Consider the following 16,912-nt stretch of genomic DNA (forward strand, 5'->3'; position numbering starts at 1 on the left):
AAACCGACATACAGTTCCTCAAACCAACCCCTTCAACCGATACAACGCCTCCATCGCCTCCCGCGGCGACATCGCATCCACGTCCATCCCGCCCAGCGTCTCGCGCAGCGCATCGACCGGCACTTCCTCGACCGCCGCGACGGCGGCGAACAGGGGCAGGTCGTCCAGTCCGGCGGCGATCCCGCCGGTCTTGGCCTTGCCGGCTTCCAGCTTCGCCAGCACCGCCTTGGCGCGGTGCAGCGTTGCGGGGGGCAGGCCCGCGAGGCGCGCGACGGCGATGCCGTAGCTGCGGTCGGCCGGGCCGTCGGCCAGTTCGTGGAGCAGGACCAGATCGCCCTTCCACTCGCGCGCGCGGACATGGTGGAGCGACAGCGCGTCGCAGCGTTCGGCCAGCCGGGTAAGCTCGTGATAATGCGTCGCGAACAGGCAGCGGCAGCGATTGTCTTCATGAATCGCCTCGACAACCGCCCATGCGATGGCGAGGCCGTCATAGGTCGAGGTGCCACGCCCGACCTCGTCGAGGATGACGAACGATCGCGGTGTCGCCTGCGCGAGGATCGCTGCCGTTTCGACCATCTCGACCATGAAGGTCGATCGCCCGCGCGCCAGATTGTCCGACGCGCCGACCCGGCTGAACAACCGGTCGACCAGCCCCAGCGTTGCCGACGTCGCCGGCACGAAACTGCCCGCCTGCGCCAGCACGACGATCAGCGCATTCTGCCGCAGGAAGGTCGACTTGCCGCCCATGTTCGGCCCCGTGACCAGCCATAGCCGCGAGCGTTTCGACAGGCGGCAGTCATTGGCGACGAACCGCCCACCGCTCTTCGTCACCGCGCTTTCGACCACCGGATGCCGCCCGCCGACGATCTCCAGACAGGCATGATCGACCAGCACCGGCCGCGCCCAGCCACCCTCCGCCGCGCGTTCGGCCAGCGCGGTCGTCACGTCGATCCGCGCGAGCGCATCGGCGGTCGCGGCGACGGCTTCCCGGTTCGCCAGCGCAGCCTCGGTGAACGCCTCCAGATGCGCGGCTTCGGCGGCGAGCGCGTGGGCCCCGGCCTGCGTCACCTTCAGCGCTGCTTCGTGCAGGTCGGGCGCGTTGAAGCGCACCACCCCGGCCAGCGTCTGGCGATGGGTGAAGCCGCTGTCGGCCGCCATCAGCTTGTCGGCGGCGCGCGCCGGCACCTCGACATGATAGCCGAGCACGCCGTTATGCCGGATCTTGAGCGCGGTGATGCCGGTACGCTCGCGATACTGCGCCTCCAGCGTGGCGATCGCCCGTCGCCCGCCCGCGCCGGTATCGCGCAACGTATCGAGCGCGGCGTCGAACCCGCTGGCGATATAGCCGCCCGCGCCGACATCGATCGGCGGCATCGGTACCAGCCCGCGCGTCAACAGGTCGATCAGTTCGCCATGCCCGCGCAGCCGCAGCGTCAGTCCGGCGATCAGCGGCGGTACCTCCGCCAGCTTGTCGAGCCGTTGGCCGAGGGCCCACGCCGCGCTCAACCCGTCGCGCAACTGGCCGAGATCGCGGGGCGACCCGCGCCCCGCCGCGATCCGCCCCAGCGCCCGCCCGATATCGGGCAGCGCGCGCAACGTGGTGCGCAGTTCGTCGCGAAGGCCCGGATCGTCATGCGCCCAGCCGACCGCCGCGTGGCGGCCCTCGATTGCCGCCCGGTCCATCAGCGGCGCGGCGATGTCCCCCGCCAGCATCCGCGCGCCCGCGCCGGTCACCGTCCGGTCGACTTCGGCGAGCAGACTCCCCGCCCGCGCCCCGGCGGCGGTGCGGGTCAGTTCGAGGCTCTCGCGCGTCGCCGCATCGATCGCCATGCACTGGCCATCGGCGGCGCAGACCGGTGGGCGCAGGAACGGCATCTGACCACGCGCATTATGGTCGAGATAGGCGATCAGCCCGCCCGCCGCCGCCAGCGCCGCACGCGAAAACTGCCCGAACCCGTCGAGCGTGGCGACACCGTGCAGCGCCTTCAGTCGCGCCTCACCGGCCGCACTGTCGAAATCGGCCTTGGCGCGCAGCAACGTCGCGACCTCGGCAAAGGCGCTGGTTTCGGCTGCGACCACCTCGACCGGCTGCAACCGGGCGAGCGTGGCGGTCAGGCCGGCGGCGTCGGTTTCGATCACCTCGAACCGTCCGGTCGACACGTCGGCGGCGGCGATGGCGACGCCGCCCGCCGCCTCGCCGATGCCGACGCACCAGTTGGCGGCGCGCGCGTCGAGCAGTGCTTCCTCGGTCAGCGTCCCCGCCGTCACCACCCGGACGATCGCGCGCGCCACCAGCGCCTTGGAACCCCTTGCGCGTTTCGCTTCTTCGGGGCTTTCGACCTGTTCGGCGATGGCGACGCGGTGTCCCGCCTTGATGAGCCGCGCCAGATAGCCCTCGGCGGCATGGATGGGCACGCCGCACATCGGAATCTTCGCGCCCTCATGCTCGCCCCGCGCGGTCAGCGCGATGTCGAGACAGGCGGCGGCGATTTTCGCATCGTCGTGAAACAGTTCGAAGAAATCGCCCATCCGGTAAAAAAGCAGGCAGTCGTCGGCCTCCGCCTTCAACGCCAGATATTGCTGCATCATCGGGGTGGGGGCGGGGGAATCGTCCGCCCGAGCCTTGGTTGCCATCGCGCGGCGATACCGTCCGGCCGGTGCCCCGCGCAAGCGGGTCAAAGCGGTTCGGCACCGACCTTCACCCTTGCCCGATCCGTCTTCCCCTGCGTAAAGCCGATCCAAACGGGAGATCGCCAGTGTCCGAAACCACCGACCAGTTTTCCGAGCGCGAGGCGCTGCTGTTCCATTCGGAAGGGCGTCCGGGCAAGATCGAGATCATCGCGTCGAAACCGATGGCGACGCAACGCGACCTCGCACTCGCCTATTCGCCCGGCGTCGCGGTGCCGGTGAAGGCGATCTACGACGATCCCGCCTGCGCGTACGACTATACCGCCAAGGGCAATCTGGTCGCGGTCATCTCCAACGGCACCGCCATCCTCGGCCTCGGCAATCTCGGCGCGCTGGCGTCGAAGCCGGTGATGGAGGGCAAGGCGGTCCTGTTCAAACGCTTCGCCGACGTCGATTCGATCGATATCGAATTGAAGACCGAGGATGTCGACCGCTTCATCGACGCGGTCGAGCTGATGGAGCCGAGCTTCGGCGGCATCAACCTCGAAGACATCAAGTCGCCCGAATGCTTCATCATCGAACAGACGCTGCGCGAGCGCATGAACATCCCGGTGTTTCATGACGACCAGCACGGCACCGCCATCATCTGCGCCGCCGGCCTCATCAACGCCTGCCTGCTGACCAATCGCAAGCTGTCCGAGGTCAAGGTCGTGGTGAACGGCGCGGGCGCCGCCGCCATCGCCTGCACTGAATTGATGAAGGCGATGGGCGTGGCGCACGCCAACGTCATCATGTGCGACCGCACCGGCGTGATCTACCAGGGCCGCGACGACGTGAACCAGTGGCAGTCGGCCCACGCCGCCGCCACCGACCGCCGTACCCTGACCGAGGCGCTGCGCGGGGCCGACGTGTTCCTTGGCCTGTCGGCGGCGGGCGCGCTGAAGCCCGAAATGGTCAAGGACATGGCCCCGTCGCCGATCATCTTCGCGATGGCCAATCCGGAGCCGGAAATCCGTCCCGAACTCGCCAAGGCGGCGCGCCCCGACGCGATCGTCGCTACCGGCCGGTCGGACTATCCGAACCAGGTCAACAACGTCATCGGCTTCCCTTTCATCTTCCGCGGCGCGCTCGACGTGCGCGCGACCGGCATCAATGACGAGATGAAGATCGCCGCCGCCAACGCCATCGCCGAACTGGCACGGCAGCGCGTGCCCGAGGAAGTGGCGCTGGCCTATGGCACGCAGCACAGCTTCGGTCCCGAATACATCATCCCCGCGCCGTTCGACCCGCGGCTGATGGAACTGGTGCCGTCGGCAGTGGCGAAGGCGGCGATGGATTCGGGCGTGGCGACGCGGCCGATCCTCGACATGGACGCCTATCGCCAGCAGCTGCGCGCACGGCTCAATCCGACCACCTCGGTCCTGACCATGGCCTATGAGGGCGCGCGCGCCCATCCGAAGCGCGTGCTGTTCGCCGAGGGCGAAGAAGAAGTGGTGCTGCGCGCCGCGATCGCGTTCAAGGAAGGCGGCTATGGCATCCCGGTGCTGGTCGGTCGCGAGGACGTGCACGACCGGCTGCGCGCGCTGGGCGTTGCGAACCCCGAGGATTACGAAGTCCATAACAGCCGCACCAGCGAGATGGTGCCGCAGATGGTCGACTTCCTCTACGAACGGCTCCAGCGTCGCGGCTTCCTGAAGCGCGATGCCGAACGGATGATCAACCAGGATCGCAACACCTTCGGCGCGGTACTGCTGCAACTGGGCGTCGCCGATGCGATGATCACCGGTATCACCCGCACCTATGCGCAGACCTTCCGCGACGTCCGCCGCGTGATCGATCCGGTCGATGGCAAAGTGCCGTTCGGCATCCACCTGCTGGTCGGGCAGAGCCACACCGTGTTCATGGCCGACACCACGATCAACGAACGGCCGAGCGCCGAGGAACTGGCCGACATCGCCGAACGCACCGCCGCCGTCGCCCGCCGCATGGGCCACGAACCGCGCGTCGCGTTCCTCAGCTATTCGACCTTCGGCAATCCGTCGGGCCAGTGGATCGACAATGTCCGCGACGGCGTGGCGGCGCTCGACAAGCGGCAGGTCGGCTTCGAATATGAAGGCGAAATGGCCCCCGACGTCGCGCTGAACCCCAAGCAGATGGCGAACTTCCCCTTCGCCCGTCTGTCGGGTCCGGCCAATGTGCTGGTCATGCCGGGGCTGCAATCGGCCAATATCTCGGCCAAGCTGCTGCGCGAACTGGGCGGCGACGACGTGATCGGCCCGATGCTGATCGGCATGGAAAAGCCGGTCCAGATCGCGCCGATGACCAGCACCGCGAACGAACTGGTGACGCTGGCGGTCCTCGCCGCCGGTGGCATGGTGGGGTGATGGGCAGGGGGGCGTCGCGATCATTCGCGGCGCCCCCCGCTTCCGTTAGACGCGCTGGACGAGGCGCTCGATCGTTTCCGGCTCGGCGCCGATCAGTGCCAACAATATTCGGGCCGGGGCATCGGGCTGGCTCCGGCTCTGCTCCCAGTCGCGTACCGTTCCGATGGGCAGGCGATAGGCACGGGCGAACTGGTCCTGCGTCTTGCCGGTCCGTTTGCGGATAGCCGCCACGTCCAACGGGGCAGCGACCCGACCACGGGCCTGATCGCCTTCGGCATAGGCGATGGCATCGCCAAGTCCCGCCGCGATCTTGTCGAACGCATTCTTCATCGCTTGCTCCTGAAACTGTCGGCCAAGGTTTTCGTCAGTAACGCCAACGCGTTGCGCTCCGCCTTGGTCAGGTTGGTCTTCTCGTTCTTGCCAAAGACGGCGAGCAGGAACGTCGGCATGTCGCCGCCACCGAAATAGGTAATGACGCGGTAGCCGCCAGACTTGCCGCCGCCCGGTCGCGCCACCCGCAATTTGCGCGCGCCGCCGCATCCCGGCATGATGTCGCCCGCCTGCGGGTTGGCCGCGATCAGGTTTACCACCGCTTGCTGCTCGTCGCTGCTCATGCCGACATCGCGCGCCGCGGCAAGATAGGCGTTGGTCTCGACGACAGTTTGCACAATGACAAACTACGGATTACCCGTACCGAGTCAAGGGGTGCTGGCTCTTTTGACTGATGCCGGCGTTTACTCCAGCCTGACCAACCGCTGTATCCGGAGATAGACGATGGCGACCGCCCTGATCATCGGCGCAAATGGCGGCATCGGCGAGGCGTTGGTCGCCGCGCTCGTCGCTTCCGACCGCTACGACCACGTCATAGCCGCCGCCCGGAGCGAGCCGTCGTCGCTGCCCGACAACGTCGAATATTGCCCGATCGACATCGCCGACCCGGCGTCGATCAAATCCGCCGCCACCGCCACCGTCATCGACGCGCCGCTGACCCGCGTCATCGTCGCCACCGGCATCCTGCACGACGAAGCCGGTGGCCCCGAACGGTCGCTGCGCGACCTCGACGCCGATCGCCTCGCGCATCTGTTCGCGATCAACACGATCGGCCCGGCGCTGGCGCTCAAACATTTCGCGCCGCTACTGGCAAAGGACCAGCCGTCCACCATCGCCTGTATCTCCGCCCGCGTAGGCAGCATCGCCGACAACCGGCTCGGCGGCTGGTACGGCTATCGCGCATCGAAGGCGGCGCTGAACCAGATCGTCCGCACCGCCGCGATCGAGCTGGCACGCAGCCGGCCACAGACGGTGTGCGTCGCGCTCCATCCCGGCACCGTCGATACGGGCCTGAGCAAGCCGTTCCAGCGTGGCGTCCCGGCGGAAAAGCTGTTCACCCCCGCCTACAGCGCCGAACGCCTGCTCGCCGTCCTCGACACGCTGACCCCGGTGCAGAGCGGCCGCATCTTCGCGTGGGACGGGGCGGAAATCGCCCCCTGACTTTCCTACACGGATGCTGCCTGTCAGGGTCAGTCCGTTCTTTCGCATCGTCCGCCGCCCCCGCGATCGCCGTCCGGTATCGGCGATGCGACCCGCTGTGTGCACGTTGCCCGCGAGTGTGACCTTTGTGACCTTTGGCGGTTATCCGTCGATCGCGCCGCCCATCGACGCGTTCACCAACCCGCCATCGACGGTGATCGTCTCCCCCACGACATAATCTCCGCCGCGCGACGCGAGGTAGATCGCCGCCGCCGCCATATCCTCGTCCACGCCGATCCGTCCGGCCGGGATGCGCTTCGCCACCCCGTCGCCATGGTCGCGCGCCGCCTTGTTCATCTCGCTGGCAAACGCCCCCGGCGCGATTGAGGTGACGTGGATCGCGTCCGCCACCAGCCGCGCCGCCATCCGCCGGGTCAGGTGAATCAGCGCCGCCTTCGACGCCTGATAGCTGTACGTCTCCCACGGATTGACCCGCTGTCCGTCGATCGAGGTGATGTTGATGACCTTGGCCGGCCGTGCGCGCGATGCCGCCGCCTTCAGCATCGGGTGCAGCGCCTGTGTCAGGAAAAAGGGCGATTTGACGTTCAGGTCCATGACCTTGTCCCAACCGGCTTCGGGGAACGTCTCGAACGCCTCGCCCCATGCCGCGCCGGCATTGTTGACCAGAATGTCGAGCCGTTCGGTCTGCGCCGCCAGCCGATCGGCCAGCGCCCGGCAACCGTCGATCGTCGATACGTCCTGCGGCAGCGCGATCGCGCCGATTTCCGTTGCCGTCGCGATACAGGCATCGGCCTTGCGCGCCGAAACGAACACCGTGGCCCCCTGTGCGACGAATCCGGCGGCGATCATCCGCCCGATGCCCCGCGATCCACCGGTGATGAGCGCAACGCGTCCGTCGAGGCGGAACAGGCTGTCGGTGTCCATAAACGCTCCTGCGGCAAACCGGATCTTCGAATCGCCCGGTTCGCCAGGATGACAGGCGATACCCAGTGTTGCAATTGGGGTGTGCTCCGCAAGCCGGTATCCCCGCGCAGGCGGGGATCCAGAGCCACCATCGCAAACCTTCGGTCTGCCTGCCCCTTGGATCCCCGCCTGCGCGGGATACCTTAATGCGAAGGGCGCTCCCTCAGATCCGGCCGAGCCGGTGGTACAGATGGGCGAACTTGCTCGATTGCGGCTGGTCGGCGATCGTCTGGATATGCGTCGCCAGCGCTTCCTTCAAAAGCCGGAAATCCTCGGTCGAGAAAACGGCGCGGCTGCGGGTCGGTTCGGGCATCGAGTATCTCCTCTAAGTGTAAATCAGGCGGCCTTGTCGAACTGGGCCGTTTCGGTGGATTCGCCCAGCGCGGTGGTCGAGCTGCTGCCCCCGGCCAGCGTCGTGGCGACGAGGTCGAAATAGCCGGTGCCCACCTCGCGCTGGTGGCGGGTCGCGGTATAACCATTGGTTTCGGCGGCGAATTCGGCCTGTTGCAGCTCGCTATAGGCCGCCATCCCCCGGTCGCGATATCCGCGCGCCAGTTCGAACATGCCGTAATTCAGCTGGTGGAACCCGGCCAGCGTTACGAACTGGAACTTGTAGCCCATCGCCCCGATTTCGCGCTGGAAGCGGGCGATATCGTCCTTGTCGAGATTCTTCTCCCAATTGAACGACGGCGAACAATTATAGGCGAGCAGCTTGTTCGGGAATTTCGCCTTGATCGCCTCGGCAAACCGCCGCGCATCGTCGAGGTTCGGCTTGCTCGTCTCCCACCACAACAGGTCGGCATGCTCGGCAAAGGCGAGGCCGCGGGCGATACAGTGATCGACGCCGGTGCCGTCCTTCAACCGGAAGAACCCCTCGGGCGTCCGCTCGCCGGTCAGGAACGGGTGATCGCGCACATCGATGTCCGAGGTGATAAGCCGCGCACTCTCGGCATCGGTCCGCGCGCAGATGATGGTCGGCACCCCCGCCACATCCGCTGCCAGCCGCGCCGCGTCCAGATTGCGGATATGCGCCTGCGTCGGGATGAGGACCTTGCCGCCCAGATGCCCGCACTTCTTTTCCGACGCCAGCTGGTCCTCGTAGTGCACGCCCGCCACGCCGGCAGCGATATAGGCCTTCATGATCTCGAAGCAGTTGAGCGGCCCGCCGAACCCGGCCTCGGCATCGGCGACGATCGGCGCGTACCAGTCGCGGATCGCACCGCCCTCCATATGCTCGATCTGGTCGGCGCGCCCCAGCGTCGCATTGATCCGCCTGGCCAGTTCCGGCCCGGCGTTCGACGGATAGAGCGACTGGTCGGGATACATCTGCCCGGCGGTATTGGCATCGGCCGCGACCTGCCAGCCCGACAGATAGATCGCCTTCAGCCCCGCGCGCACCATCTGCATCGCCTGATTGCCCGACAGTGCCCCGAGCGCATGGACATAATCCTCGCTGTGCAGCAGCTCCCACAACCGGTTCGCGCCACGCCGCGCCAGCGTATGTTCGACCGCGACCGATCCGCGCAACTTCGCCACGTCGGCGGCGGTGTAGGGGCGGGTGATGCCGTCGAAACGGCCGGGCGGGGCGGGGACCAGATCGGCGATATCCATTGTCATGTCCTTTACAGCATGGGTTTCGTTGACACCGATATGCCGCCGGCGACGCACTCCTGTCAGCCGCTACGTGCGAACATTACAGTTGCAATGTCGCGCTCGCCGATGTTCTGGTTGTGCTATTGTCAATTCGTGACAAGGGTGGGCCATGGAATCCAAGCTGTTCGCCGGCCACGCCGTCCGCCGCCTGCGTCGCGGGCAGGCGCTCACGCAAGCCGCGATGGCTGAACTGCTCGGCGTCTCGCCCAGTTATCTGAACCTGATCGAACGCAACCAGCGCCCGCTGACCGCGACACTGCTGGTGGCGCTGGCGGAGCGTTTCGGCTTCGACGCCCGCACGCTGGCGGCGAGCGAACCGGCGGGCGGGGCTGACGCGCTGCGACGGCGGCTGGCCGACCCGATGTTCGCCGACCTCACGCTCGATCGCGGCGATATCGCCGAATGGCTGGCCAGCGCGCCGGGCGGTGCCGAAGCCTTTGCCCGTGCCTTCGACCGTCTCGGCAGCGGGGCAGGGGAGACGATAACGGCCGATCCCGCTGTCGAAGCCCGCGCCGCGATCGAACGCTGGCGCAACCATTTCCCCGACCTCGATGCGCAGGCCGAGTCGCTCGCCGACGAGCTGCGCCAGAGCGGCGGCGACGCAGCGGCGGCGATGGCCGATCGTCTGCGCGTCCGCCACCACCTGTCAGTCCGGCTGTTGCCGGTCGAGGCGATGCCCGACCGCCTCCACCGCACCGATCTCCACGCCCGCCAGCTGCAACTGTCCGAACGCCTCGACCCCGCCTCGCGCAGCTTCGCGCTCGCCCGCGCGCTGGGCCATGCCGAGGGGCGCGCCGAAGTCGACGCGGTCGTGCGCGGCGCGGCCCTGACCGATCGCACCGCCGAACTGTGGCTGCGCCGCCACCTGCACGACTATTTCGCCGCCGCCGTGATGATGCCCTATGCCCGGTTCCTGCGCGCGTGCGAGGCGACCGGCTATGACATCGCGCTGCTCGGTCGCCGCTTCGGCGCGGGGTTCGAACATGTCGCCCACCGCCTGACCACGCTCCACCGCGTCGGCGCACGGGGCCTGTCCTTCTGCCTGCTGCGCATCGACCGCGCCGGCCAGATTTCGAAACGCTTCGCCGGGGCCAGCCAGTCGCCGCTGGTCGAGGGCGCGCCATGCCCGCTGCTCGGCGCCTTCGACGCCTTCGCTCGCAGCGGCGAGGCGATCGTGCAACTGGTCGAACCCGAAGCCGGCGGCCGCTGGCTCACCATCGCCCGCACCGTCACGCCCCCCGGCGCGCTCGCCGGCGAAGTCCGTGCGCGCTTCGTCGTCATGCTCGGGCTGGCGGCGGAGCAAGCCGGCGGCCTCGCCGCCGCGCGCGGCCTCGACCTGACCGCGCGCGGCGTGGCGGTGGGAGCAGGGTGCCGCGCCTGCACCCGCGGCGACTGCCCGCAACGCTCGGCCCCGCCCGCCGGCCGCGCCATGCGGCTCGACGATCGCGACGGCGGCCTGACCCCCTTCGCCTTTGCCGGGGATTAGCGGTAGGATACCCCGCGATTACATCTCCGTTAACCAGGTTCGGGCATAGATCGGCCATGCGAGTCCTCCATATCCTCGATCATGGTCTGCCGCTGCACAGCGGGTACACCTTTCGCACCCGCGCGATCCTGACCGCGCAGATGGCGCGCGGGTGGAGCGTCGCGGCGGTGACCGGCGCGCGACAGGGGGCACGCGAAGCGGCGCGCGAAACGATCGACGGCATCGATTTCCACCGCACGGTGCCGCCGCGCAGCCTGCCCGCACCGCTTGGCGAACTGGCCGAAATCCGCGCGTTCGCCGCCCGCATCGATCAGGTCGTCGCCGACGTCCGGCCCGATATCCTCCACGCCCATTCGCCGGTGCTCGACGCGCTGGCCGCGCTCAAGGTCGCCCGCAAGCGCGCCCTGCCGCTGGTCTATGAGATCCGCGCGTTCTGGGAAGACGCCGCGGTCGGCAACGGTACCGGCACCGAAGGCTCGCCCCGCTACCGCGCGACTCGCGCGCTCGAAACCTGGGCGGTGCGCCGCGCCGATGGCGTCGCGGTCATCTGCGAAGGCCTGCGCCGCGACCTGATCGCGCGCGGCATCGATCCGTGCAAGATCATGGTCTCGCCCAACGGCGTCGACCTGACGCTGTTCGGCGATCCGCCCGCGCCCGACGCCGCGCTCGCCGCCGAACTCGACCTGACCGGCAAGGACGTACTCGGCTATCTCGGCAGCTTCTATGACTATGAAGGGCTCGACACGCTGATCGCGGCGATGCCCGCGCTGGTCGCCGCGCGCCCGAATGTCCGCCTGCTGCTGGTCGGCGGCGGCCCGATGGAAGCGACGCTGCGGGCACAGGCCGCGGCGTCCAGTGCGGCGCACGCGATCCGCTTTATCGGTCGCGTGTCGCATCACGAAGTCGAACGCTACTATGGACTCGTCGATCTACTCGTATATCCCCGTAAGGCGATGCGCCTGACCGATCTCGTCACCCCGCTCAAACCGCTCGAAGCGATGGCCCAGCGCCGGCTGGTCGTTGCATCGGACGTGGGCGGCCATCGCGAACTGATCCGCGACGGCGATACCGGCACGCTCTTCCCCCCCGACGATCCCGCCGCGCTGGCGACGCGGGTCGCCGCGCTGCTCGCCGACCGGTCGGGCTGGGATGCGATGCGCGATCGCGCGCGCGCCTTTGTCGAGGCGGAGCGTAACTGGGCATCGAACGTCGCCCGCTATCAGCCGCTGTATCAGCGCCTGATCGGCCGCACCGCGCCGGCACCCGCCGAGCCCGCCCGGCCGTTGGTCGACGCATGAAGCGCGCCCACGCCCCGATCGTCGCGATCTTCACCGCGCTGACGGTCGCGCTCATCATCGCGCTGCTGCCGGTCTGGCGGATCGAGGCGGCGGTGGAGGCGAGTGGCCTGCCCGCGCTGCTGCCCGCCGCCGCCCCGCCGCTGGGCATGACCGCCCGGGTCGCGCTGATGCTTGCCGCCGCGACGCTGATCGCCGGGCCGCTGTGGATCGGTCTGTGGCTACTGCTGCCGGCGAAGCGCAGGCGCCGCCCGATCGATGCCGAGCCCAGCGTCCGCCGGGCCGACGCGCATCCCGACGCGCCGCCGCGCCCGCCGGTGCGCGCCGCACGCGATCTCGGCAAGCCGTTCCTCGATCCGCTCGACCCGGTGGAAACCGAGATGGACCTGCCGCGTGACCTGAACATTCCGATGGCGGTCTTCGACCCTGCCGCCGTGCCGCAGGTCCCCGCCGCCCCGGCACAGGCGGTCCGCCCGCTGTTCCGCCCGACGCCCGCGCCCGCCGACGACGCCACGGTCGATCCTGCCGCTTTCTTCGAACCCCCGGTTGCGGCCGCCGCTGAACAGGAGGCACCCGTGCCGCCGACCCCGATCGAGCCAGCCACCCCGGCCGAACCGACCGTCGAACTGCCCGACGACGTCGCGCCGCCCGCACCACCGGTTGCGACGGTCGAACCCGAGCCGGCAGCCGATCCCGAGCCCGAGTCCGATCCGGAGGTGGCTCCCGAACCGGAAATCGCTCCCGAACCCGAAGCCGTCACCCACCAACCCGACATCTCGCCTGCCGAAAAGCGTCCGATCGAACCGGCCCCGCTGCCCAGCCTCGACGCGTTGCTCGATCGCCTCGACGAAGGCCTGCAACGCCGCCGCTCCGCCGAGATCGAACGACAGGAAGCTGCGAAGGCCCAATCGACCGGCCTCGCCTCGGCACTCGGTGCGCTGCGTCGCATGGCCGGAGGCGAATAACCCCATACCCCTCTCCCCGGACAGGGGAGAGGGATACCGAAGCTTGCCAGCTTGCTGGCTAGCGCAGGTTGGGAGAGGGGCGAGCGAGCCTGCAGGGCTCGCGCGGTCGCGCAAGCGAGCGCATCTCTTTCCCTACCGGCAGAGGAAAACAAACTCACCGTTCCTCGACGGTCAGTACCTCCAGCACCACATCCTTGCCCGTCCGCGCCACCACCGCGACATCGGCGACCAGATGCCCGCGCAGCGGCAGGTCCGCTTCGGGCAGCGCCGCTAGCCACGCGTCGAACGCGACCCCCGCTCCGCTGAGCGTCAGGCGATGCCGCGCCCCGACAAAGGTCGCGCTCGCCCAGCGCGTCCAGCCGGCTTCACCGACCGACACCACGGCCCCCGCCGCCTCCGCCGCGATCCGCAGTCGCCGTTCGAGCAGGGTCGCCGCATCGGGACCGCCGCTCAATGCCGTTGCTCCTGCGCGTCGATATAGGCCTCGATCCGGGCGAGCAGTGGCGGGCGCGGCTGCCGCCCGTTGCGCAAATCGCCCACCAGTCGCGGATCGCCCGCCGCCCGTCGGCCGAACAGCGTTTCCGGCGTGCCGGTCTCCTGCAAATGCCGACTGATCCGCTGCAAAATCGTATGCATCCATACCTCCCGTCTACCCCTTCGACACAGTGTCTGTTCCTGATCTGTTCTTTGAAATCCAACTTGTCTAGGATAAATCCTACGGCTAGGGTTCTGGGATGGAATCGAACGATATTCGGTCCGCCATCGCGCGGCTGGCGGGGGAGCGCGGCGTCAGTCTCGCGGAATTGTCGCGCGTGCTGGGACGTAACCCCGCTTATATGCAGCAATTTATCGAACGTGGTTCGCCACGCCGGCTGGCGGAGGGTGATCGGGCGACGCTGGCCCGCTATCTCGGGGTGGCCGAACCGCTGCTTGGCGGCCCGCCCGAACATCCATTGATCGCGATTCCCCGCATCGACGCCGCTGCCTCGGCCGGGCCGGGGGGACTGGTCGAGGACGATCGGGGCGACGGCGCGATGCGCCTCGATACCGCGTTGCTGCGCCAGTTGCGGGTGCGGGCCGGCAACGCCTCGATGATTACCGTCGCCGGCGATTCGATGCAGCCGACGCTATCGGATGGCGACGCGATTCTCGTCGATCGTGGCGACCGGCGCGGCGTATCGGGGGCGATCCATGTCGTGCGGCACGACGGCGTCCTGCTGGTCAAACGCCTCGCCCGCACCCGCGACGGATGGGAACTGGTCAGCGACAACCCCGCTTACCCCCCGATCACGCTCACCGGTCCGCCCGACATCATCGGCCGCGTCGTCTGGCTGTCGCGCTCGCTGTAGCATTTCCTACAGGACCCGCATTTGTAAAGGTCGCGGCGTCGTCGAAAGGGTCAGAACCGAACAGGCGCCATCCGTCAACTTATCCGCCGCCGGTGGCACCTAACCCGTTGTTAGCAAGCCAAAACACCCGCCGTGCAACCATGGCATAGTGTCACCTTCGTCAACTTCAGATCCGGTCGCGTCGCCAGATCCACAGCGCGATTCCAACCCCCAGGGCCAATCCGACCAGCAATCCGGCGGTCGCCTCGCCGAACACCGCGCCGATGATGGCACCGCCCAGCGTGCCGAGCGCGATCGGCATCCCGCCGGCCTTGGGATTGTGCGAAGGTCTGTTCATCGCCGATCTCTGCCACAGTCGCGCCACCCGCGCCACCGCGTCCCGCCCGTACCGTTCCGGCACGGGGGACGTCCCGCGCCGGGACCGGCCGTGGCATGGTAACCATCGTCCCCCGCTGCCACCGCGCTTGGTACGGTTCCGGCACGAACCGTGTTACAGACGGGGCCATGCTCGATTCGATCGCCTTGCCGCCCTATATTTCCGACGCATCCGATCTGGTGACGGCGCATGAACTGATCACCGATTTCGGCACCCGCGCCGCCGATGAAGCCGTTTCCCGTGCCGCCGATGCCCGCGACAACGACAATGTGATCCAGTTCTGCCGCTGGCGACAGGTCGCGCGGCTCGTCACAATGCTCGCGCGGCCCGGCGTTTGGGGCACGATTCACTAAGCTTGGCCCTTGGCGGGGGGCGTGCTGCTCCGCTAGGACCGTTTCATGTCGAGCTGCCGGCTTGCCGTGCTGTTGAGCGCCGGATGGCTCGCTTTTGCGGGCCCGGCGGCGTTCGCTCAGGAAACGTCGCTCGATCCGACCTCGCCGATGGCCGACCTGCCCGATATCGGCGTCGCCTGGCCCGACCTGTCGACCGCACCGGCCGATCCCGATGCGACCGCCGGTCCGCAGCGGGCCGGCGGCGAATTTCGCTATAATTACCGCATTACGGGCATCGACGGCATCAATACCGACCTGTTCCGACAGCGGTTCAACGAATTGTCGACGCTGCGCGCGAATGAAGGCGACCCCGCCAACGCCGCGCAGATCGACCGCCGCGCCCGCGAAGACGCGCGGCTCCTCGACGAACTGCTCCGCAACGAAGGTTATTTCGACGCCCGCATCGCGACCAGCGTCCGCCCCGAAGGCGACCGGCTCATCGTCTATCTGGAGGTCGAACCCGGCCAGCTCTACCGCTTCGCACAGGTCCGTACCCCCGGCATTGCCGCCGCGGGCGACAAGGCTCCGGAGTTGCGAGACGCCTTCGCGGTCAAGCCCGAAACCCCGGTACAGGGCGATACGATCGTCGCCGCCCAAGGCAAGCTGACCGAAACGATCGGCCGCGAGGGCTTTCCCTTTGCCAGGGTCGGCGAACCCGAGATCACCGTCGACCACGCCACCCGCACCGCGACGCTCGACATTACCGTGGCACCGGGTGGCGAGCGTCGCTTCGGCCGGATCGTCACGACGCCCAACCGCATCTTCGATGGCGATCATGCGCAGGACATCGCCCGGTTCAAACCTGGCGAGACCTATGATTCGACGCTGGTCGACGATCTGCGCCGCGCCATCATCCAGACCAGCCTCGTCTCGCAGGTCCGCCTGACCCCGGTCGAGGGGACCGCGCCCGGCACCGTCGACCTCGACCTCGCCATGGAGCCCGCCCCGCCGCGCACCATCGCCGGCGAACTCGGCTACGGCACCGGCGAAGGCGCGCGGGTCGAGGCGAGCTGGACCCACCGCAACCTGTTCCCGCCCGAAGGGGCGCTGACGCTGCGCGGCGTGCTCGGCACCCTCGAGCAGGTCGCGGCGGTGACCTTCCGCCGCAACAATTTCCACGGCCGCGACCGGGTGCTGACCGCGCAGGTCGCCGCGACCCATCTGGTCCGCAACGCCTTCGAAGCGAACACCGTCTCGTTGTCGGCCGGGCTGGAACGGCAGACCAATATTTTCTTCCAGAAGACATGGACATGGTCGCTCGGCGGCGAACTGGTCGCGACTGACGAACGCGACGTGATCGTCGCCACCGGCGAACCCCGCCGCCGCACCTATTTCATCGGCGCACTGCCCAGCAGCCTGAATTACGACGGCTCGGACGACCTGCTCAATCCGACGAAGGGCTTTCGATTGGGCGGCCGCATCAGCCCCGAATTGTCGCTACAGGGGCAGGTGTTCGGCTATACCCGTGCCCAGATTGACGCGAGCGTCTATCGCCCGGTCACCGGTCGCGTCGTCCTTGCCGGGCGCACCCGCATCGGCTCGATCCTCGGCGCGCCGCGCGATGCGGTCGCTCCCTCGCGGCGTTTTTATGCCGGTGGCGGCGCATCGGTGCGTGGCTACGGCTTTCAGGATATCGGCCCGCGCGATCCGAACAACGATCCGATCGGTGGCCGCAGCCTTGCCGAATTTTCGCTGGAGGCCCGCGTTCGCGCGTTCGGCAATTTCGGGGTCGTGCCGTTCCTCGACGCCGGCAATATCTATACCTCGACGCTGCCGCGCTTCACCGGCATGCGCTACGGCGCGGGCATCGGCGTGCGCTATTACAGCAACTTCGGCCCGATCCGCATCGACGTCGGCACCCCGATCAATCCGCAGCGCGGCGACCCACGCGTCGCGGTCTATGTCTCGCTGGGGCAGGCCTTTTGACGCA

The 16,912-nt window shown here is 68.2% G+C and carries 17 protein-coding genes; 8 read left to right on the plus strand and 9 right to left on the minus strand.

Features of this window, described 5'->3' with window-relative positions; genetic code table 11:
- Window positions 1-18: 18 nt before the first annotated feature.
- Window positions 19-2,589, minus strand: coding sequence for a DNA mismatch repair protein MutS (gene mutS, locus ASE90_RS18500; protein WP_056004484.1), 2,571 nt, complete (start codon window positions 2,587-2,589; stop codon window positions 19-21).
- 167 nt (window positions 2,590-2,756) lie between these two features.
- Between mutS and ASE90_RS18505 the strand changes: the two genes are divergently transcribed.
- The gene (locus tag ASE90_RS18505; protein ID WP_056004486.1) at window positions 2,757-5,012 is read left to right on the plus strand and encodes an NADP-dependent malic enzyme; all 2,256 of its coding nucleotides are present in this window, start codon (window positions 2,757-2,759) and stop codon (window positions 5,010-5,012) included.
- Between the two features lie 45 nt (window positions 5,013-5,057).
- Here the strand turns inward: ASE90_RS18505 and ASE90_RS18510 are convergent, their stop codons facing one another.
- Together ASE90_RS18510 and ASE90_RS18515 are read right to left on the minus strand one after the other, a co-directional pair.
- Entirely contained in the window at window positions 5,058-5,342 is a 285-nt protein-coding gene (locus ASE90_RS18510; RefSeq protein ID WP_056004488.1) for a helix-turn-helix domain-containing protein, read from the minus strand.
- Window positions 5,339-5,626 (minus strand): type II toxin-antitoxin system RelE/ParE family toxin, encoded by a 288-nt coding sequence (locus ASE90_RS18515; RefSeq protein WP_056004622.1) that lies wholly within the window; start codon window positions 5,624-5,626, stop codon window positions 5,339-5,341. The genes ASE90_RS18510 and ASE90_RS18515 overlap by 4 nt, the downstream gene beginning before the upstream one ends.
- 160 nt (window positions 5,627-5,786) lie before the next feature.
- Between ASE90_RS18515 and ASE90_RS18520 the strand changes: the two genes are divergently transcribed.
- Complete coding sequence (locus ASE90_RS18520; RefSeq protein WP_056004490.1) at window positions 5,787-6,503, plus strand: SDR family NAD(P)-dependent oxidoreductase; 717 nt, start codon at window positions 5,787-5,789, stop codon at window positions 6,501-6,503.
- Window positions 6,504-6,644: 141 nt separating this feature from the next.
- Here ASE90_RS18520 and ASE90_RS18525 read toward each other — a convergent pair whose 3' ends face one another.
- From ASE90_RS18525 to aceA, 3 genes are all read right to left on the minus strand, one after another.
- Window positions 6,645-7,427: an SDR family oxidoreductase gene (locus ASE90_RS18525; RefSeq protein WP_056004492.1), complete on the minus strand. Its 783-nt coding sequence runs from the start codon at window positions 7,425-7,427 to the stop codon at window positions 6,645-6,647.
- Window positions 7,428-7,629: 202 nt separating this feature from the next.
- Window positions 7,630-7,779: a hypothetical protein gene (locus ASE90_RS20395; protein WP_200909444.1), complete on the minus strand. Its 150-nt coding sequence runs from the start codon at window positions 7,777-7,779 to the stop codon at window positions 7,630-7,632.
- 23 nt (window positions 7,780-7,802) lie between these two features.
- Window positions 7,803-9,083, minus strand: coding sequence for an isocitrate lyase (gene aceA / locus ASE90_RS18530; protein ID WP_056004624.1), 1,281 nt, complete (start codon window positions 9,081-9,083; stop codon window positions 7,803-7,805).
- A 145-nt stretch (window positions 9,084-9,228) separates the two neighbouring features.
- On the opposite strand from aceA, the gene ASE90_RS18535 reads away from it, so the two are divergent.
- The 3 genes from ASE90_RS18535 to ASE90_RS20400 are packed head-to-tail and all read left to right on the plus strand — an operon-like array spanning window position 9,229 to window position 12,865.
- Window positions 9,229-10,605: a helix-turn-helix domain-containing protein gene (locus ASE90_RS18535; protein WP_056004494.1), complete on the plus strand. Its 1,377-nt coding sequence runs from the start codon at window positions 9,229-9,231 to the stop codon at window positions 10,603-10,605.
- Between the two features lie 56 nt (window positions 10,606-10,661).
- On the plus strand, window positions 10,662-11,903 hold the full coding sequence (locus ASE90_RS18540; protein ID WP_056004495.1) for a TIGR04063 family PEP-CTERM/XrtA system glycosyltransferase: 1,242 nt from the start codon (window positions 10,662-10,664) through the stop codon (window positions 11,901-11,903).
- Entirely contained in the window at window positions 11,900-12,865 is a 966-nt protein-coding gene (locus ASE90_RS20400; RefSeq protein ID WP_056004497.1) for a hypothetical protein, read from the plus strand. The genes ASE90_RS18540 and ASE90_RS20400 overlap by 4 nt, the downstream gene beginning before the upstream one ends.
- Window positions 12,866-13,019: 154 nt before the next feature.
- Here the strand turns inward: ASE90_RS20400 and ASE90_RS18550 are convergent, their stop codons facing one another.
- Together ASE90_RS18550 and ASE90_RS18555 are read right to left on the minus strand one after the other, a co-directional pair.
- Complete coding sequence (locus ASE90_RS18550; RefSeq protein ID WP_056004499.1) at window positions 13,020-13,319, minus strand: hypothetical protein; 300 nt, start codon at window positions 13,317-13,319, stop codon at window positions 13,020-13,022.
- Entirely contained in the window at window positions 13,316-13,501 is a 186-nt protein-coding gene (locus ASE90_RS18555) for a hypothetical protein (RefSeq protein ID WP_056004501.1), read from the minus strand. The genes ASE90_RS18550 and ASE90_RS18555 overlap by 4 nt, the downstream gene beginning before the upstream one ends.
- A gap of 98 nt (window positions 13,502-13,599) precedes the next feature.
- Here ASE90_RS18555 and ASE90_RS18560 point away from each other — a divergent pair, with 98 nt between their 5' ends.
- Complete coding sequence (locus ASE90_RS18560; protein ID WP_056004504.1) at window positions 13,600-14,214, plus strand: helix-turn-helix transcriptional regulator; 615 nt, start codon at window positions 13,600-13,602, stop codon at window positions 14,212-14,214.
- Between the two features lie 166 nt (window positions 14,215-14,380).
- Here ASE90_RS18560 and ASE90_RS20405 read toward each other — a convergent pair whose 3' ends face one another.
- Window positions 14,381-14,551 (minus strand): hypothetical protein, encoded by a 171-nt coding sequence (locus ASE90_RS20405; protein ID WP_200910944.1) that lies wholly within the window; start codon window positions 14,549-14,551, stop codon window positions 14,381-14,383.
- 167 nt (window positions 14,552-14,718) lie between these two features.
- On the opposite strand from ASE90_RS20405, the gene ASE90_RS18565 reads away from it, so the two are divergent.
- Together ASE90_RS18565 and ASE90_RS18570 are read left to right on the plus strand one after the other, a co-directional pair.
- The gene (locus ASE90_RS18565; protein ID WP_056004506.1) at window positions 14,719-14,943 is read left to right on the plus strand and encodes a hypothetical protein; all 225 of its coding nucleotides are present in this window, start codon (window positions 14,719-14,721) and stop codon (window positions 14,941-14,943) included.
- A 45-nt stretch (window positions 14,944-14,988) separates the two neighbouring features.
- Window positions 14,989-16,908, plus strand: a complete 1,920-nt coding sequence (locus ASE90_RS18570; RefSeq protein WP_056004508.1) for an autotransporter assembly complex protein TamA — start codon at window positions 14,989-14,991, stop codon at window positions 16,906-16,908.
- Window positions 16,909-16,912: the final 4 nt, after the last annotated feature.

It is taken from the genome of Sphingomonas sp. Leaf67 (assembly GCF_001421965.1).
In the GTDB taxonomy this organism is placed as follows: Bacteria; Pseudomonadota; Alphaproteobacteria; order Sphingomonadales; family Sphingomonadaceae; genus Sphingomonas.

Excerpts from the sequence above, each read along its gene's own strand:
- mutS (WP_056004484.1), bottom strand. The coding sequence starts at position 2,589 with ATGATGCAGCAATATCTGGCGTTGAAGGCGGAGGCCGACGACTGCCTG.
- ASE90_RS18510 (WP_056004488.1), bottom strand. The coding sequence starts at position 5,342 with ATGAAGAATGCGTTCGACAAGATCGCGGCGGGACTTGGCGATGCCATC.
- ASE90_RS18515 (WP_056004622.1), bottom strand. The coding sequence starts at position 5,626 with ATGAGCAGCGACGAGCAGCAAGCGGTGGTAAACCTGATCGCGGCCAAC.
- ASE90_RS18520 (WP_056004490.1), top strand. The coding sequence starts at position 5,787 with ATGGCGACCGCCCTGATCATCGGCGCAAATGGCGGCATCGGCGAGGCG.
- ASE90_RS18525 (WP_056004492.1), bottom strand. The coding sequence starts at position 7,427 with ATGGACACCGACAGCCTGTTCCGCCTCGACGGACGCGTTGCGCTCATC.
- ASE90_RS20395 (WP_200909444.1), bottom strand. The coding sequence starts at position 7,779 with ATGCCCGAACCGACCCGCAGCCGCGCCGTTTTCTCGACCGAGGATTTC.
- aceA (WP_056004624.1), bottom strand. The coding sequence starts at position 9,083 with ATGACAATGGATATCGCCGATCTGGTCCCCGCCCCGCCCGGCCGTTTC.
- ASE90_RS18535 (WP_056004494.1), top strand. The coding sequence starts at position 9,229 with ATGGAATCCAAGCTGTTCGCCGGCCACGCCGTCCGCCGCCTGCGTCGC.
- ASE90_RS18540 (WP_056004495.1), top strand. The coding sequence starts at position 10,662 with ATGCGAGTCCTCCATATCCTCGATCATGGTCTGCCGCTGCACAGCGGG.
- ASE90_RS20400 (WP_056004497.1), top strand. The coding sequence starts at position 11,900 with ATGAAGCGCGCCCACGCCCCGATCGTCGCGATCTTCACCGCGCTGACG.
- ASE90_RS18555 (WP_056004501.1), bottom strand. The coding sequence starts at position 13,501 with ATGCATACGATTTTGCAGCGGATCAGTCGGCATTTGCAGGAGACCGGC.
- ASE90_RS18560 (WP_056004504.1), top strand. The coding sequence starts at position 13,600 with ATGGAATCGAACGATATTCGGTCCGCCATCGCGCGGCTGGCGGGGGAG.
- ASE90_RS20405 (WP_200910944.1), bottom strand. The coding sequence starts at position 14,551 with ATGAACAGACCTTCGCACAATCCCAAGGCCGGCGGGATGCCGATCGCG.
- ASE90_RS18565 (WP_056004506.1), top strand. The coding sequence starts at position 14,719 with ATGCTCGATTCGATCGCCTTGCCGCCCTATATTTCCGACGCATCCGAT.
- ASE90_RS18570 (WP_056004508.1), top strand. The coding sequence starts at position 14,989 with ATGTCGAGCTGCCGGCTTGCCGTGCTGTTGAGCGCCGGATGGCTCGCT.